General features: G+C 62.8%; 13 protein-coding genes and 3 pseudogenes. 3 read left to right on the top strand and 13 right to left on the bottom strand.

Annotated features, from left to right (window positions below):
- Nucleotides 1–13: 13 nt before the first annotated feature.
- The 7 genes and pseudogenes from V1280_RS16770 to V1280_RS16735 all read right to left on the bottom strand — a co-directional run.
- Nucleotides 14–414: pseudogene (locus tag V1280_RS16770) on the bottom strand (efflux RND transporter permease subunit); the annotation flags it as partial.
- Nucleotides 411–1,624, bottom strand: a pseudogene (locus tag V1280_RS16765) (efflux RND transporter periplasmic adaptor subunit). The pseudogenes V1280_RS16770 and V1280_RS16765, both read right to left, overlap by 4 nt.
- A 58-nt stretch (nucleotides 1,625–1,682) precedes the next feature.
- On the bottom strand, nucleotides 1,683–2,168 hold the full coding sequence (locus V1280_RS16760) for a DUF992 domain-containing protein (protein WP_334538333.1): 486 nt from the start codon (nucleotides 2,166–2,168) through the stop codon (nucleotides 1,683–1,685).
- 586 nt (nucleotides 2,169–2,754) lie between these two features.
- Nucleotides 2,755–3,885 (bottom strand): AI-2E family transporter, encoded by a 1,131-nt coding sequence (locus V1280_RS16750; protein WP_334526025.1) that lies wholly within the window; start codon nucleotides 3,883–3,885, stop codon nucleotides 2,755–2,757.
- Between the two features lie 41 nt (nucleotides 3,886–3,926).
- Entirely contained in the window at nucleotides 3,927–4,166 is a 240-nt protein-coding gene (locus tag V1280_RS16745) for a hypothetical protein (protein ID WP_334526023.1), read from the bottom strand.
- Nucleotides 4,167–4,193: 27 nt separating this feature from the next.
- Complete coding sequence (locus V1280_RS16740; protein WP_334526021.1) at nucleotides 4,194–5,633, bottom strand: basic amino acid/polyamine antiporter; 1,440 nt, start codon at nucleotides 5,631–5,633, stop codon at nucleotides 4,194–4,196.
- A 201-nt stretch (nucleotides 5,634–5,834) separates the two neighbouring features.
- Complete coding sequence (locus V1280_RS16735) at nucleotides 5,835–6,065, bottom strand: DUF6894 family protein (RefSeq protein ID WP_334526019.1); 231 nt, start codon at nucleotides 6,063–6,065, stop codon at nucleotides 5,835–5,837.
- A 199-nt stretch (nucleotides 6,066–6,264) separates the two neighbouring features.
- Here V1280_RS16735 and V1280_RS16730 point away from each other — a divergent pair.
- Nucleotides 6,265–6,976, top strand: a pseudogene (locus V1280_RS16730) (Bax inhibitor-1/YccA family protein).
- A 5-nt stretch (nucleotides 6,977–6,981) separates the two neighbouring features.
- On the opposite strand, the gene V1280_RS16725 reads toward V1280_RS16730, so the two are convergent.
- The 6 genes from V1280_RS16725 to V1280_RS16700 all read right to left on the bottom strand — a co-directional run bounded on the left by V1280_RS16725 (nucleotide 6,982) and on the right by V1280_RS16700 (nucleotide 11,807).
- Nucleotides 6,982–7,485 (bottom strand): DUF1269 domain-containing protein, encoded by a 504-nt coding sequence (locus tag V1280_RS16725; RefSeq protein WP_334526017.1) that lies wholly within the window; start codon nucleotides 7,483–7,485, stop codon nucleotides 6,982–6,984.
- Between the two features lie 175 nt (nucleotides 7,486–7,660).
- Nucleotides 7,661–9,604 (bottom strand): complex I subunit 5 family protein, encoded by a 1,944-nt coding sequence (locus tag V1280_RS16720; RefSeq protein WP_334526015.1) that lies wholly within the window; start codon nucleotides 9,602–9,604, stop codon nucleotides 7,661–7,663.
- Nucleotides 9,605–9,777: 173 nt separating this feature from the next.
- On the bottom strand, nucleotides 9,778–10,716 hold the full coding sequence (locus tag V1280_RS16715; protein WP_334526012.1) for an MnhB domain-containing protein: 939 nt from the start codon (nucleotides 10,714–10,716) through the stop codon (nucleotides 9,778–9,780).
- A complete protein-coding gene (locus tag V1280_RS16710) occupies nucleotides 10,713–11,006 on the bottom strand; it encodes a cation:proton antiporter (RefSeq protein ID WP_334526009.1) in 294 nt (97 codons plus the stop codon). Before V1280_RS16710 ends, V1280_RS16715 begins: the two co-directional genes overlap by 4 nt.
- The gene (locus V1280_RS16705; protein ID WP_334526006.1) at nucleotides 11,003–11,293 is read right to left on the bottom strand and encodes an MrpF/PhaF family protein; all 291 of its coding nucleotides are present in this window, start codon (nucleotides 11,291–11,293) and stop codon (nucleotides 11,003–11,005) included. The genes V1280_RS16710 and V1280_RS16705 overlap by 4 nt, the downstream gene beginning before the upstream one ends.
- Entirely contained in the window at nucleotides 11,286–11,807 is a 522-nt protein-coding gene (locus V1280_RS16700) for a Na+/H+ antiporter subunit E (RefSeq protein WP_334526003.1), read from the bottom strand. Before V1280_RS16700 ends, V1280_RS16705 begins: the two co-directional genes overlap by 8 nt.
- A 361-nt stretch (nucleotides 11,808–12,168) precedes the next feature.
- On the opposite strand from V1280_RS16700, the gene V1280_RS16695 reads away from it, so the two are divergent.
- Nucleotides 12,169–13,281, top strand: a complete 1,113-nt coding sequence (locus V1280_RS16695) for an efflux RND transporter periplasmic adaptor subunit (protein ID WP_334538331.1) — start codon at nucleotides 12,169–12,171, stop codon at nucleotides 13,279–13,281.
- Nucleotides 13,278–16,388 carry an efflux RND transporter permease subunit gene (locus V1280_RS16690; protein WP_334538330.1) on the top strand — a complete coding sequence of 1,037 codons (3,111 nt, stop codon included), beginning with the start codon at nucleotides 13,278–13,280 and terminating at the stop codon, nucleotides 16,386–16,388. Before V1280_RS16695 ends, V1280_RS16690 begins: the two co-directional genes overlap by 4 nt.
- Nucleotides 16,389–16,414 lie beyond the last annotated feature (26 nt).

The following is a 16,414-nucleotide window of genomic DNA, read 5'->3' as shown; positions in this document are numbered from 1 at the left end:
TGAGCGCGTCTCACGTCTTCTTTTGCACCGTCACACCCTGCTGCTGCACCTCTGTAGGCAATTGCGACAGCGCGCTCTGCACCCGGTTGTTGACATTGACAGTGTTGATATCGGGGTCGATGCCGAGCGCAAACGACACCGTCAGGGTGTAGCTGCCGTCGTTGCCGTTGGTCGATTTCATGCAGAGCGCACGGTCGACGCCGATCACTTGCGCTTCGAGGGGCTGAGCGACGCTGGTCTCCACGACCTCGGCGGACGCGCCGGGAAAAGTGCCGGCGACCGTGACCTGCGGCGGTACGATGTCCGGAAACTGCGCCACCGGAATCCGCGTCAGCGCGAGCGCACCTGCGATGGTGATGATGAAGCAACGACCATCGCAAGTCGCGGACGATCGATGAAGACGGCGGACATCATGGTTTTTCGTCCTCCGGGCGTGGACCGGTCGAGCCGCCATGGTCTGGCTGCGAGGACGCGTCTCCGGCGCCGGCCTTCATGCTCGACTGGATCAGCGCACTGGCCGGACCCGGCGAAACCGCTTGACCTGGACGAACTCTCTGCAGGCCTTCGACGATGACCTTGTCGCCGGCGGCGAGGCCGCTGATGACTGAGGCGATGGTGGGCGTCGACTGCCCAAGTTGGATACGGCGTTGTTCGGCCTTGTCGTCGGTGCCGACGGTGAGGACGTAGTCACCCTGCTGGTCGGACAACACCGCCAAACGCGGGACCGCCAATACTTCGATGGGCTGGATACCTTCCAGCACGACCGTGACAAAATCACCGTCGGTCAGTTCGTGGACGGTCACGCCCGCGGCGGACGGCGCGCGCAGGATCGGGTTGACGATCTCGCCGCGCACGGTGATCGTGTCGGTATTCTGGGCGATCGTGTTGTCGACAAAATTCAGCTTGCCGGACTTGCCATACATGCGGCCATTAGGCAGCCGCAGCCGGATCACCACGGCAACCCACCTTGGGGCCATAGCGTTCGCGCAGTTCGAGAGCCTGGCGCAGCGGCACCGGGAAAGTGACATACATCGGGTCTTGGCTGACGATCGTGGTCAGTACGCCCGAGCTTGGACCGACGACATTGCCCTCAGTCACGGCCGTACGTCCGACCTTCCCGTCGATCGGCGCGCTGATCATGGTGTAGTCGAGATTGATCTGGGACGCATCGACTTGTGCTTGTGCTGCCTGTACCTGGGCTTCAAGGCTGCGTTGGTTGGCGATCGCTGCGTCGTAGGTCGATTGCTGACCGGCTGGCCCACTGAGCAGCGTACGGGCGCGCTCGGTTGTCAGCTTGGCGTTATCGAGCATCGCCTGGAGCTGGGCCACTTGCGCCTGCTTCGACGCGAGATCGGCCTCGGGACGGACCGCGCTCGAGCCGGTAGAGCGGGTCGCCTTTCTTGAGCTCGGCACCGTCGACGAACAGCCTCTCTTCAAGAAACGCGGTGACGCGAGCCACGACATTGACGCGATTGACCGCCTCGATTCGCCCGAGAAATTCGCTGCTCTCGGTGATCGGTCGCTTGATCGCTTCGACGATGCCGACAGCAGGCGGGCCGCCGGCGGCTGGCTGTGTCCAGCCTGTACCGACCGCGATGAGTGTCAGCACGCTCGCCGCCAGCATGTTGATCGAGATATTCGGTTCATTGTTCGCTCCTTGCTCTCGGGTCTGGAACCTGCCGCTATCGCCGTCCGCGCGGGCCGAGGGTCAGGTTCGTAACGCCCGCCGCCAGGTTCAATCCGATAGATCGCTCGATCGACAAGGGCTGGAGCATAACCGTCCGGCGAGAGCCACCGATGAGAACATTTGCTCCGAAACCGGGGCCGAACGCGAGGTTGCCGCTCGCACCCACGTAGCTTCCCCGTAGGGTGCCGGAGCTGATGCGCGAGTTCCTGGCGAAGACGGCCCACGATAGCGTTCCAGCGCTGGTCACGCCGATGTCGAGGCCGACCCGCCTGATCCGTCCCTCGTAGATGTATTGCCGAGTGGGGCGCGTCGTGACGAATACGCAACGAAGCTCTTGCGCTGAGCCGAGCACCAGCCCAACGCGAGGGGTGCTGTTACATACGAGCCGGCCAACCCTGAATGACTCGGCGCGGGCGGGCAGGGCGTCGGCGCACATCAGAGCGGATCCGCAGAGGATCGCGAGAAGCAGGTTAGTGGGCATTCGGGCCTCCGTTTGGCTTCCGGTGTTGGCGGACGAGTTCCTTGGGCTGCGGTCTTGGCGAAGCCAGAACGTGATACCGAGACCGATCAGCAGGACGGCGCCCAACAGGAAAAAGATGATGGATTGCTGCAACCAAGATATCGCCGGCACCGTGATGCCCATCGCAAGGCCGAGAAAGCCGATTTGAGGCGACAGAAGACCGACGCCCGCGAGGAAGGTGCCGAGCGCAAGCAATGTGAGAAGGACGAGGCTGGTTGCCGGCGTCGGCAACAATTGCTGAACGCCTGACACCAGCATGATGTTCATCGCGACAAGGACGGCCACCCAGTGTAGCGCCTGAGTCCAGATCAGCCGCCAACGGGTCTCTCTGCCCTCGACCTCCAGCCATTTGTTGATGACACAGACCACGCCGATCGCGAGCGCAAGAAATTCCCAATAGCCGACGAGAGGCTGGTGTGAAACATTGGTGTAGGCGACGCCGGCAATGGCGAGCACCGGCGCTACAATGTAAGGAAGCTGCTGCCACAAAAAGCGGGTCATCCCCGAACGTGTTGAGAATGGCTCCACTTGGCCGTTCCGTTCGGCTTCAGATTCGCTCATGGGCCACCTTACGATCGATAACGGTTCGCCTGAGGTCATCACCGAGGTAGTCCTCGACGTAAAACCTGATGATTGCGACCCGGCTGACCGCGACCAGCGGCATAGCGAGCGCGATGCCTATGACGCCGAACAACGCACCCAGCAGCACGATCGCGACCAATGTCCATGCGGGTGGGATTTCGACCGCCTGACGCTGGATCAGCGGGCCGATCACATAGCCCTCGATCGATTGAATGATGGTGTAGACGACGACGGCCCAGATCAGCAGCGATCCACCCAGCGGCATCGCCACGAGCGCGATCGGGATCGCGGCAAGGATCGGTCCGAGATACGGCACGAAGTTCGACAGGCCCGCCTGCAAACCAAGCACGAACGGACCAGGCAGCCCGATCAAATAGAGCGCGAGCCAGACGCACAGCGTCATCAGGACAATGCGGATCAGTTGCCCCACGAACCACAGCCGAAGCACGCTCCCCATCTCGTCCATCACCACGCGTGCCCGGGCGCGATAGGATGGTTTTGCGAGCATGACGAGGCTGTCGCGGTGGCTGGTGGGATCAAATGCGAAGAGAATGCCGAGGAATATGATCACCAGCATGCCGGCCAGAAAGCTGGACGCTCCACCAAGGACGCGCTGAGCGTTGCTGAAGAAGCGGCGTTGGTCGGAGATCAGCCATTGCGTAAAATCCCGGCCCCATTCCGGACCGAGCAGATCGATGCCGTAGCTCAGAAAATGCTGCTGCAGGATGTCAAACTGGGTATCCATGACTTTCAGCAAGAGGCGCGTTTGCTCGGGAAGCTTGCCAGCTCCCCAGACGAGGCCGAGTCCGACCACGGCAGCGAGCAGCAGAAGCACGAATGACAGCCGCCAGATGCGATTGAGGCGAACGACAGGCGCCATCGCCCTCGCAGCGGCATCTAGAAAAGCTGCAAACAGCACGCCCGCGAAGATGATCAGGAGGCTCGATACCGTTTGCCACACCAGAAAGAGGGCAACGCATATGGCGAGCAAGGCAAGGCCCGTTGCAAGAAAGGCGCGGTGCCCGTGGGCCTGGGCTGGAGCCGCGCTAATCGCGTTCTCGCGAAGTTGCTCTTGTCCTGTGCTCACTTCGCTCATCAGGTAACTCGGCGATTGCAAGAGGACCGTTGTGTCCGGGCCTAGGTACGAACACGCCGGCTGCCATAGTGAGGATGCGAGCCGCCGCGATGGCGCCAGTAACGATGCTTGGTCGGGTTCGTATTGATATTTGGTGTAGCGGCATTGGTCGCGGGTGTTGCAGAGGCTGGTTTTGGCGCGGATCTGGCCGGGTCGGTCGACTGCGCCTGGGAGAAGCTCGGCTGCGCGGCCGCGATCGACCCGATCAGGATCAGAGCGCCGTAGACGGTCCGGACATTCATGTTCGCCTCCACTCGACCCACAACACCTCAGATCGAGATCGCACCGACGGCCAGCGCATACACACCAGCGCAAGCAGAGAGCGCAATCGCTGTAAAGATGATCGCCTCGAACGGCTTGAAGACGGTTTCCTTGCGCTCGCGCTTGGCCAGATAGAACAGAACCGTTCCCGGCGCGTAGAGTATCGCTGACAGCAGGAGAAACGTCGGGCCGCCGGCGTAGATCATGCCAATGGCGTAGAGCGTTGCGATGGCCGAGCGGATCCCGTCGACGGTGCGGGCGCGTTCTCCGGCATGATAGGAGTCGCCGCGATACGCCAGCTTGAGACCGTACGCGGCCACCAGGAAATACGGGATCAGCGTCATCGCGCTTGTCATCTTCAAGGCGAGGGTGAACGCATAGTCGGCGAACGAGGTGACGAGAAGAAACGCCTGGATCACGCAGTTGGTGAGCCAGAGGGCAGCGGCGGGGACCTGGCGGGCGTTAACTCTCGCGAGAAAGGAAGGCATCGTGCGATTGACGGCCGCGGAGTGCAGAACCTCGGCCGCCAGCAGCGACCATGACAGGTAGTTTCCAAGAATGGAAATCAGCAGTGCCACGCTGATGAAGATGCCGCCCCAACGCCCCACCATCGCTTCCATGACACCGGCCATCGATGGTGTTGAGAGGCCCGAGAGCTCCTGTCGCGTAAGGACGCCGTAGGACAACAGGGTCACCAGAACGAGAAGGCAGAGAACCGACAGGAAGCCGGCAACAGTCGCAAATCCGATGTCGGAGCGGTCGCGGGCGTAGCGCGAGTACACGCTCGCGCCCTCGATTCCGACGAAGACGAATACGGTGAGCAGCATGGTGCTTCGGACCTGCCCGGATACCGCTGCCGCGCTCGGCTGCTCCGTTCCCCAGAAATTCTGGGAGATCAGGTCGGGATCGAGGACCATGAATGCCACGCCGATGAAAAGGAGGATCGGGATGATCTTGGCGTAGGTTGCAATCGTATTGAGGGTGGCAGCTCCCTTGATGCCCCGCAGCACCAGGAAATGAACGCACCACAGCAGGAGGGATGCCGATGCAATGGCTGCCGGCGTCGTACCGTCGCCGAAGACGGCAAAGAAATGTCCGATTGTCGCCTTAATCAAAATGAGACAGGCCACGTCTGCGAGGCAACATCCGATCCAATAGCCGGCCGCCGAAGCAAAACCGATATAGTCTCCGAACCCTGCCTTGGCGTAGGCGTAGATGCCCGTATCCAGGTCCGGCCTGCGGCGAGACAGTGTCTGGAAAACGAGGGCAAGCATGAGCATGCCGGTGCCGGCAATGAGCCAGGCGATCAGCGTTCCGAGCACGCCAGTGACGCGTCCGAAGGACGCCGGCAGCGCGAAGATGCCGGAACCAACCATCGATCCGACCACGAGCGCGACGAGCGCGCTGCGCGAAAGCTTCTGATCGACCTCGTTCGACGAAGGAGCCATGAGGAGAATGGCTTTCCGGCCAGAGATGAAGTGGGCGCGACTTCGAACTGAAGCAGGATCGGCCACCCTTGGCCGGGACCTTAGAGGCGACCTCCTGGGCGGAACATCAGGGATTCCATGTAGAGCCCAATGCCGGAAATCGGCCCGCCGGGCACTGCGGCAGCGGCTGAGCGGGACGCCAGCGGGGATGGCTGCCGTGCTCTAATGCCGACTGGCCGATCCAGGCGCGGCGGCTCTGGCGATCAGCACGAAGCTCGTGCGGCAGAACTCGCCTGCTTTTGCGAGTTCTGCCGCGATATGCCTGGCGTGCACGATCGCGGCTTCCTGATCCACGTGCTCATATCCGGTCTCGTCCAGACAAAGACCGTATTTGTCCACGATATGGAAGAAGTAGCGCATGCGCACGGAGTAGGCGGCTGTGCCGCGAGCCACCAGTGACAAACGTGTAAGAATCTAGGCAAAAAGGATGAGGAACTCCTTGGGCGCGCATTGCCTTTTTGGCGAGGCTGCCGCCAGCGTGTCCCCAATATAGGTATTGTATCTCCCGGCACTCGGGTGATCATCTGATGTTCCGGCCGCAGGCCGGCCGGCATCTTGGATCCTTCCTGCCCAGACGCGAGGAGATCAAGTTATGTCGAACTATGATCCGAACGCGACTTTCTCGAACACAGTTGGCACTTCGCCCGCAATCGACGCCGGATTGCGCGCCTACATGCTGCGCATCTACAACTATATGGCTGCAGGCGTCGGCCTGACCGCCGTCGTGGCGTGGCTGACTTATGAGGTTACCGGTCCCGCGTTGCTTCAGCGCCCGCTGATGTGGGTTTTCGTACTGGCGCCGCTCGGGCTGGTGTTTTTCATCGGGGCGCGCATCAATACGCTGTCGGCGGGAACGGCGCGGCTGTTGTTCTTCGTCTATGCTACGCTGGTCGGCGTCTCGCTCTCGACCCTTCTGCACATCTACACCAGCGCCTCGATCACGCGCGTATTTTTCATCGCGGCTGCAATGTTCGGGGCACTCAGCGTCTTCGGCTAACACCACCAGGCGCGATCTGTCCGGGCTCGGGAGCTTCCTGTTCATGGGCCTGATCGGCGTTATCGTCGCAAGCCTGGTCAACCTCTTCTTGAGGTCGACGGGACTCGATTGGTTGATCTCGATCGTCGGCGTCGGTGTCTTCGCGGGCCTCACTGCCTACGACACGCAGCGGATCAAGGCGATGCATGACAACAGGGACGACGAGACCACGACAGGCCGCAAGTCCGTGATCGCGGCGCTGTCGCTCTATCTGAACTTCATCAATCTATTCATGATGCTCTTGCGCCTGTTGGGCGGGCGCCGGTAGGCGGCTCAAGCCGCCGGACGCTCCGCCGCGCTGGCGAGCGCGTCGCGCAGGATCTTCTCCTTGGTCTCGTCCAGGGACGTCTTCAGCACGACTCCGCCGGCGTCCTTGATCTCGTTGAGGACCTTGTCGGGGGTCATGTTCTTGATCAGAACGAAGAGGGCCGCGTTGCCCGGGTGGAGCGATGCCGAGAGCTCCTTCACGAACGCGTCGTTGATGCCGAAATCGGACAAGGCGCCTCCCAGCGCTCCGGACGCGGCGCCGAGCGCCACACCGATGATCGGATTGAGGAAGAGGACGCCGATCAGGAGCCCCCAGAAGCTGCCGGAGATCGCGCCCGTCGCCGTCGTGTTGACGAGTTGATTGAGCTTCACACTGCCGGTTTCGGTCTTCACGGCGATGACGGCATCGCCGATGGAGATCAGATACTCTTTTTGCAACTTGAGCAGCCGCTGGCGGACGTCCTCGGCCTTCGCCTCGTTCGGGTACACGATTGCGACAAGATCAGACATGGAGACCTCCGTTTCCATTGGGACAGCTCCGTCCAGGAGCGGCTGATCCCGACTGCACGGTGCGAAATCGAGACTAGAGGGTGAGAGGCCAGCCCGGCATCCGAGAAAACCCTTGGGCGCGGGAAGGATGTTCCGGACCTGCCAGAACGCCAATCCTTCAGTGCCCCGCGGGGGTTCAATTGGCGAAGAACATCAAGGCGGCGAGCAGCAATGCGACCAGAAGGAGGGACATGCTGGCCGTCGACCATTGACGAAGAACGTCGTCGCCTCTTTCGACGAGGCTGCCGGGTCCGCTACAGGTGCGCCGCAAGGGGTCGATCAGGTTCATCATCATTTTCCAGCCTGCCGAAAACGCCATGGGATGTGGCCAGGGACTGAGCAGGATCGCGAGCACGGCACCTCCGAGCACGGTTACGAGCAATTTGGCGAGCGCTCCGATACCGAACAGTTTCGATTCCAGAGCATACGGGATCGGCAAATACGGCTCCCATGGCAGCAGGCCAAGCAATAGCGAGCAGAGCGCCAAGGCAAGCGCCGCCAAACCGCTGCCGCGTGGCGGCCTCGCGGCGAGGGCGACCGGCTGATCCGGAGGCGAAAGCGCGTGGGCAAGTACCAGTACGACATAGGCGGTCGTGAACATCCCGCCGACCTGGAGCACGCCACCCCACCACCACTGTCCCGTCCTCGCCGTCTCCTGGAGCAACAATTCCTTCGCAAGCGACGCACCGCCCGGCTGGATTCCCATCAGTGCGAAGCCGGCTAAGGCGAAGGTCATGACGCTCAAGGGCAGAGCGCGTGCGGCGCCGCGGATCCCGGTGATGCGATCATGGCCCAGTCCGGCGTAGATCGAGCCGACGGCCAAGAACATCGCGGCCTTCGCGGTGGCGTGGGAGATCACCTGAATCAATCCACCCGCCAGGGCCTGTCCGGTCTCGAGTCGGCCCGAGGCACCCAGGGCGAGAGGAAACATCAGGAAGAGGTAACCGATCTGGGCCAATGTCGAATATGCGACGAGCAGCTTGAGGCGCTCCTGCCGCAGGGCGACGATGCTCCCGACCACGATCGCGCCGGCCCCCAGCGTTGCCAGACACTGTGCAGCGGCAATGCCCGGTAGCGCGGGCAGCACGTCGAACCACAGCCGCAGGAGGATGAAGAACGATCCCTTCACGACTAGGCCGGACAGGATCGCGCTCGCTGCGGTCGGGGCGCCGGCGTGAGCGGGCGGTAGCCAGAGGTGCAGCGGAAACAGCGCGGTCTTGGCGAGGAGGCCCGACGTCATCAGCGCCGCCGCAATGAGCGCGCCGGGCTCCGCGGAGACGCGACGAGACAGCAGCACGATATCGAGCGTGCCGCAGAGGCCGTAGAGCAACGCCGTGCCCATCAGGTAGAGGACGGACCCGACCAATGCGAAAAGTAGGTAACGCAGGGCCGCCTGAAGTGTCTCTGCGCGCCCCTCCAGAGAGACCAGCGGCACCGCTGCGAACGTCAGCAGTTCCAAGGCAACGTAGAGGGTGAAGAGGTCGCCTCCGACGAAGATGGTATTCAGCGCCGCCCAAATCGCCAGCAAAAGAATCCAGAATGCGAATGGCGCCCGCCGGTTTCCTGCTGCAGGACGAGAATCGGTCGCGGCATAAACACCGACCGCACAGATTACGATCGCCGTAGCCGCCAGCATCACCGCAGTCAATCCGTCCCCGCGCAACGCCACCCCCAGTGGTGGCGGCCAGGCACCGAGCAGATAGACGAGGTGGCCGTCGTTTCGCGGCAAGGCCAGGAGTACGCCCGCGGCAATGCCTAACCCGCCCGCCATGATAGTGAAGGCGACCTGCCGGACGTAGCGCTCGCCCAAAACAAACGCCAGAAGCACGCCCCCGACTGGTATGACGATCGATAGCACCAGCAGCTGGTCAGCCGCGGTCGTCACCAGCGGGGCGGCGGAAGCAAACATCAACCACCGAACGGATCGGAGCGCGGGCCCGCCGGCGCACCGCTGCCTAGCGTCGTCGAGCCGGCGGCGTGGAACAACCGGAGCAGCAAGGCGATCCCCAAGGCTGTAGCCGAGAAGGCGACCACCACCCCCGTGATCACCAGGGCCTGTGGCACCGCGATCGTTGCCCAAGCCGGCCGCAGCGCCCCTTCGTCCGACGACGCCGAACAGGAGAAATACGCCGCTCCCGAGCAGATTGAATGCGAGTATCTTGCGAAGAGGTTGCGGGTTCGTGATCAGGCCGTAGAGCCCAAGTCCGACCGCAGCAGCGGCGCACAATCCGAACACGTTTACGGCGCTCATGGCTATGCACTCCTTTCGGGGGCACCAGCAAGGAGCAGAGCGAGGGTCGCCGCAATCGTCAGGATCATCGCGACCTCGACACCGAGAATCAGCGGTTTGGCGAACGCCACCGGATAGGCGAGGAAGGCCGATCCAAAACAAAGCCCACCGATGCCGACAGCGAGAAACAGGACGGGCCCGGCCACCAGAATGAGCCGCATCCATCGGCTGCTCACGGGTGGCGTGTCTGCCAATCCGGCCATGATGACCAGCAGCCACATTGACGCGAGGACCGCTCCGCCCTGAAATGCTCCGCCGGGGTGATCGGCGCCTGTCCACAGCATATAAATGGCGACTACAATGCCCGCAGGAGGCAACAAGCGCGCGAGAAAGGCGAGGACGCCGTTTGGATCAGCCTGGTGGCGCGGTCCCGGCCGACCGCCCCAAGCCCGATCCGGTGCGAGCGACCAGACACCGACGATGGCCAGCAGGAGAACGACCTTCTCGAGTATGGTGTCCATGCCACGGAATGCCATCAGCACGTTGGTGACGGCGTTGCCCAACCCGGTCGCTCCGGCATTCAAGACGGCGGCGGGCGCGAGCGTGCGTGCCGGATCAGGCAGGTGCAGGATCGCGAGGCCCAGCGCCGCTGAGATCGATGCGGACAATGTGGCCGCGCTCAGACGAACAATACGGCTGGGACGTTCGGCCGCCATCTCCTCGGCATCCCGCAACCGGGCGGCCGCACCCAGCAACACCACGCCGCCGAGCCCTCCGCCTATCGCGGCCTCCGTCAACGCGACATCGACCGCGTCGAGACGAACCCAGATCAGCGCAACCAAGAGCCCGTAGGCGACAAAGCCGACGGTGGCCGAATAGGTTTCCGGAACGGCGATGGTCCAGACGGCGAGACCAAGCACCACGGCGGCGAGCCCGATCTCGAAGACCGCAGCGATACTCATCTGGCCGATCCGTTCTGGCGCACCGTGCGCGCGATCAATTGGGAGACAGTTGCACCCGCGAGCAGTGCAAACATCCAGATGCTGATCAACTTCAGCCCGTCGCGCAGGCTTCCTGCTTGCGGGAGTAATCCAAGCACAACGAAGCCCAAGCCGAGATTGTCGGCCTTGGTCAGGGCGTGCAGGCGGGTCAGGGTATCGGGGAAACGAAGAAGGCCTACGGTGCCGGCCAGGAAGAAGAATCCGCCCGCCGACACGCAAGCAATCGTCATGATGTCACCTGCGACGCTCATTGGTCCCCCGCTGAACTGGCCTCATCGATCTCGAGGCGTGGAAGCCCCTTTTTGACGAACGCAATGGACGCGAAGGTGGCGAGCAGCGCCAGGATCAATGCCACGTCGACGGCCGCCGGCACACCTGTCACGGTGCCAAGCAGCAGCAGCACGGCAATGCCCGCGGTGCCGATCAATTGCGTCGCCATCATGCGGTCGGCGTCGCCGGGACCGCGCAAGATCGAGACCAGGCCGAGCGCCAGTAGCGCCAGGATCAAGCCAACTGCTGCGGTCAGGAACTCAGTCATTGTAGAGGGCTCGAACCAGCGCCGCTTCCTCGGCGGTGAGATCGGCAACGACCGGCTGTGTGACGTCGAGGCAATGATAGATGATCAGGCCGTTCTCCTCGCCGGCCGGCACTGTGCCGGGTAACAGGCTGGTCAGCGTCGTGAACACGTTCTGGCGCAAGCCGCGTGGAAGCCGGGTCGGATACGAGACGAATCCTGGATGCAATGGCAATCGGGGATTCAATGCGCGTCCCGCGACGTCTATTCCGGCGACGATGGAGTGAGACAGGAAAAGCAGCGCCAGACGGGCAATGGCTGGGAGCGACCGCCGCGTTCTGTTCGGCACGAGCAGGCACAGGCTTGTCCAGGTCGCTGCGGCGATCGCGGCCACCGCGGCGGGAATATCCGCGGGATCGGCACCGGCGAGCACCAGCCAGAGGCAGAGGAATAGTGCCGCCCGATACATGGCGATCGGCCACGACGGTCCCATTTTGACGGCCGCGACCCCATCTCGTTTGCCTGAGGCCCCTGTCATACCGGTTTCCTCGGTCGCTCCTGATTTGCGTCTCGGGGCTCTGCATTGTCTCGAAAATGGGGCCTTGCGGGCGGCGACACCACCGTGCGGCACCATTGCAACCCGCTGATGCTTCGCCTGACGATTGCAACATGTACCGTTGGCGAAAGCGGCGATATTGGGTGATTGCCTGATCGGGGGGCAGGGATTTCCTGAGGCATGAACCCTTGCGAACCGCGGTTGCATCCAGATGCATCGGGTAGATTTACCGATGTCCGCGACCGGCGCCTCCGGCAAAAATGGCGGCGAGGATTGTCGCAAGGCCGCGACCTGCGGAAGGCCGATCTGCCAGGCAACGTTCACAGCGGGAACGGAGGAGCTCATGTTCACGCGCGGCAGCCATTCCGCGTTCAAACGCACCATAGCTATGGCCATCCTGGCGGCGCTCTCTTCGATGCTGGCGGGCTGCGGGAGAGAGGCAACGAATGAGAAGGATACGCCTTCGCCACGCATCGTACGGACGACGACCGTGGAAAAGCGCAAGCTCACGTCGCCCCTGACGTTCTCCGGACGGATCGAAGCCGAAGATGAAGTGAATGTGGCATTCCGGATTTCCGGGCGGCTGTTGAATAACGACACCAGGATCGGCGACCGGGTCAAAGCCGGCCAGGTGCTGGCGCGATTGGAATCCCAGAACGAACTAAATGCATTGCGGCAGGCGCAGGCGTCTCTCGCGGCGGCCCAGGGACAGTTGACGCAGGCTCGCAATCACTTCGACCGTCAAGAGACGCTCCTAGCGCAGGGCTGGACTACGCGCGTCAATTACGATGCCGCAACCCAGGCGCAGCAAACGGCGCGATCGCAGGTCGATGCCGCCGAAGCGGCACTGAGTGCCGCGCATGACCTCGTCGGTTTCACCGAACTGAGAGCCGATGCGCCCGGCGTGATAACCGCTACCGGTCCGGGAGCTGGCGAAGTGGTGCAGGCCGGACAGATGATCGCGAGGATCGCACGGCAAGATGGTCGCGATGCGGTTTTCGACGTTCCCTCTCAACTGGTCAGATCGGCTTCGGCCGACCCGGAGGTCGAGGTCAGCTTGGCGGATGATCCGACCATCATGGCCAAGGGGCGCATTCGCGAGGTTGCCGCCCAGGCCAGCGCCGTCACCAGGACCTTCGAGGTCAGGGTTGGCCTGACCGATCCACCGCCGGCGATGCGCCTTGGCGCGACGGTCGTCGGGCGGGTGAGCACGAGCGCGGGGCCGATGATCGATATCCCGGCGTCCGCCCTGACCAGGATAAACCAGCGGCCGGCCGTGTGGATCGTCGATCCGACCGCCAGCACAGTCTCGGTGCGCAATGTGGACGTGCTGCGGTTCGACGAGGCCCAGGCGGTGATTTCGCAGGGACTCGACACTGGCGAAGTCGTCGTCACCGCGGGGGTCCAGGCGCTTCATCCGGGCCAGAAAGTCCGGGTTCTCGGATCAGAGCAATGAGCGGGATCAATCTTTCCGATTGGGCGCTGAGACACCGATCCCTGGTCGTCTATATGATGATCATTGCGGTGGTTGCAGGTGGGCTGTTCTATTTCCGCCTGGGTCGGAACGAAGATCCGGCCTTCATCATCAAGACCATGGTCGTTCAGGCCGCCTGGCCGGGCGCTTCCGTGGAGGAAACGATGAAACAGGTGACGGAGCGCCTCGAACGTCGCCTGCAGGAAACGCCGCATCTCGACTTCCTGCGAAGTTTTACGAGGGCAGGCGTTTCGACAGTCTTCGTGAATCTGAAAGGTAGCGCCAGCGCACGAGAGGTCACCGACACGTGGTACCACGTGCGCAAGTCGATCGGCGACATGCGCCATACGCTGCCCGCCGGTGTGATCGGGCCGGGGTTCAACGACGAATTCGGGGATACGTTCGGGATCATCTACGGCTTCACCAGCGATGGCTTCAGCCAGCGAGAGCTGCGCGACCGGGTCGAAGATATCCGCTCAAGGCTCCTGCTCGTGCCCGACGTGTCGAAGATCGAGCTCCTTGGCGAACAGGACGAGGTGATCTTCGTCGAGTTTTCCACGAAGGAGCTTGCGGCCCTCGGAGTCGATCGGTCCGCCCTCATTGGAGCGCTCCAGTCGCAAAATATCGTACGTCCGGCAGGAACGATACAGACGAGCGTCGACAGCATCTCGATACGGGTATCCGGCGGGTTCCAGTCCGAGCAGGACATCGCCGACATCAACTTTTCCGCGGGCGGGCGCATGCTTCGCCTGAGCGACATCGCGCGCGTACGTCGCGGCTACACCGACCCGCCCCACCCGACGTTTCGGGTCAACGGAAAGCCGGCCATAGGACTCGCAATCGCCATGCGGGACGGCGGGGATATTCTTGCGCTGGGTGCGAACATCACGAAGACGATGGCGCAGATTACCGCCGACCTCCCGATCGGGATCGAGCCAAGCCTGGTCGCGGACCAGCCCGTCGTGGTCAACCACGCCATTCGGGAGTTCATGGTCTCGCTGCTTCAAGCGATCGCCATCATCATGGTGGTCAGCTTCATCAGCCTCGGCGTGCGGCCCGGTCTGATCATCGCGCTAGCCATACCGCTCACGCTGGCGATCGTCTTGCCGATCATGGGTCTGCTCAGCATCGACATGCAGCGGATATCGCTCGGCGCGCTGATCATCGCACTCGCGTTGCTGGTCGACGATGCGATGACGACGACCGACGCGACCCTCACCAAGCTGGCGGAGGGCGCCAGCAAGGTCGAGGCGGCAACTTTCGCATACCGGACCCATGCGATGGCGATGCTCGCGGGCACGCTGGTGACGATCGCAGGATTCATCCCGGTGGGCTTTGCGGCAAGCTCGGCGGGCGAGTACACATTTTCGCTGTTCGCGGTGGTCACCATCGCGCTGCTGGTGTCGTGGTTCGTTGCGGTCATTTTCACGCCGCTGCTTGGCGCCGCGATCCTGGTCCCGCCCAAACCGGGCAAGTCGGCCGAGCCGGGCAGGATTTTCCGGAGCTACCGGAGCTTCCTGACATCAGCGATGCGCGCGAAATGGCTGACCATCGCGATTTCGGTGGCGCTCTTTGTCGCCTCGGTCATTGCGATGCCGCTGATCCCCCGGCAATTTTTTCCGTCGTCGGATCGGCCGGAACTGCTGGTCGATGTCAGCCTGCCTCAGAACGCTTCGATCTACGCGAGCGAAACCGCTGCGAAGCGCCTGGATACGGCACTCGCGACCGATCCCGATGTGGCGCGGTGGAGTACCTATGTCGGACGGGGGGCGATCCGTTTCTATCTGCCTCTCAACGTCCAGCTTCCGAACGATTTCTTCACGCAGATCGTGGTGATCGCGAAGGATGTCGCCGCACGCGAACGCCTGCATGCCAAGCTTGAAAAGCTGCTGGCCGAAGAATTTCCGAAGGCCATCGCGTCCGTCTCTCCACTCGGGCTCGGGCCGCCGGCCGGTTGGCCGATCCAGTATAGAGTGAGCGGGCCTGACGTTCAGCGGGTGCGCGAGATCGCGCTGCACGTCGGCCAGATCGTCGCATCCAGTCCGGACACCAAGCAGGTCAATTTTGATTGGATGGAGCCCGACCGACAAGTGCGGATCCGCGTCGATCAGAACGAGGCGCGCCAACTCGGCCTGAGCTCCCAGGCGATCGCGACCGTCCTGAACGCTGTCATCACCGGCACGCCGGTCACGCAGGTCCGCGACGATATCTACCTGGTCAACGTGGTGGCCCGTGCGACCGAGGAGCAGAGGGTCTCGTTGGATAGTCTGCGCAACCTGCAGGTGGCGCTACCGGGCGGACAGACCGTTCCTCTCAGCCAGTTTGCATCGTTCGAATATGACCAGGAGTTCCCGCTCATCTGGAGGCGTGACCGCGTTCCGACCTTGACGGTCCAGGCCGCCATCGCCGGAGACAAATTACCCGAAAGCGTTGTCGCCTCGCTGTCGGCGGCGATCGAGAAATTCCAGAAGACGCTCCCGGCCTCCTACGGTGTGGTCGTGGGCGGGACGGTGGAGGAAAGTCAGAAGTCTCAGGCATCGGTGCTGGCGGTCGTACCGGTGATGCTATTGGTCATGCTCACCGTCCTCATGGTGCAGCTCCAAAGCTTTGCTCGGCTGTTCATGGTCATGAGCGTGGCGCCGCTGGGGCTGATCGGGGTTGTCGCAGCCTTGATGCTGTCCGGCAAGCCACTGGGCTTCGTCGCCATTCTCGGTGTGCTCGCGTTGCTCGGTATGATCAGCAAGAACGCCGTCATTCTGATCGGCCAGATCGACGCGGAGCGTGGCTTGGGCAAGTCGCCTTGGGACGCGGCGGTCGACGCCAGCAGCTCCCGGTTCCGGCCGATCATGTTGACGGCCGTATCGACGGTGCTGGGGATGATTCCGATCGCGCCGACGGTGTTCTGGGGGCCGATGGCGTTTGCGATCATGGGCGGCTTGCTCGTGGCGACGGTTCTTACGCTCGTCTTCTTGCCGACATTGTACGTCGCGTGGTTTGGTGCGACCGCGCTGGCCGACCCCGCGCCGCGCAAGCCGCCGGAGGGGGTAAGCCAAAGCCGGATAGGGAAATCCTCGTCATCGGCTAGGTAGTCAACCCTATGTTTTTCCTCCCCGTG

The sequence above is a fragment of the Bradyrhizobium sp. AZCC 2230 genome (genome assembly GCF_036924495.1).
GTDB lineage: Bacteria > Pseudomonadota > Alphaproteobacteria > Rhizobiales > Xanthobacteraceae > Bradyrhizobium > Bradyrhizobium rifense.
This window is presented reverse-complemented; position numbering and strand designations above follow the sequence as displayed.